The organism is Streptomyces canarius (genome assembly GCF_014650735.1).
GTDB classification, from domain to species: Bacteria; Actinomycetota; Actinomycetes; order Streptomycetales; family Streptomycetaceae; genus Streptomyces; species Streptomyces olivaceoviridis.
Window position 1 is genome coordinate 1 of record NZ_BMVN01000270.1, and the last position, 503, is coordinate 503.

Here is a 503-nt window from a genome sequence, read left to right on the forward strand (position 1 = left end):
GCGCGGAAGAGTGCGGTCTCCACCGGGCCCGGGGCGACCGCGTTGACCGTCACCCCGTGCTCCGCCAGTTCCAGCGCCCATGTGCCGGTCAGCCCCACCAGCGCGCTCTTGGCCGCCGCGTAGCTGCTGCGCGTACGCGAACCGTGCTGCGCACGGCTCGTCACATTGACGATCCGGCCCCAGCCGCGCTCCCGCATCCCGCCGAGGCACGCCTGGGTGACCTGTACGGCGGCGCGTACGTTCAGGTCGTACACCTCTCGCAGCGCGTCGAGGGTGATCTCGCCGAGCGGTTCCGGCAGGACGAGGCCGACGTTGTTGACGACCGCGTCCACGCGCTCCTCGCGGGTGACCGTCTCCAACAGCTCGCGCGTGGCCCCCGCGTCGGCGAGGTCGCACGCGTGCAGCACCCCCGGGAAGTCACCGTCCGGGACACCGCGGGCGATCCCCAGCACCCGGTGTCCGCGGTCGGCGAGCCGCCGCGCGGTGGCGAGGCCGATCCCCTT

At 73.6% G+C, this 503-nt stretch carries 1 protein-coding gene; it reads right to left on the reverse strand.

The window, feature by feature from the left end:
- On the reverse strand, positions 1-503 hold a 503-nt coding region (locus IE294_RS47245), incomplete at both ends, for an SDR family NAD(P)-dependent oxidoreductase (protein WP_189895451.1).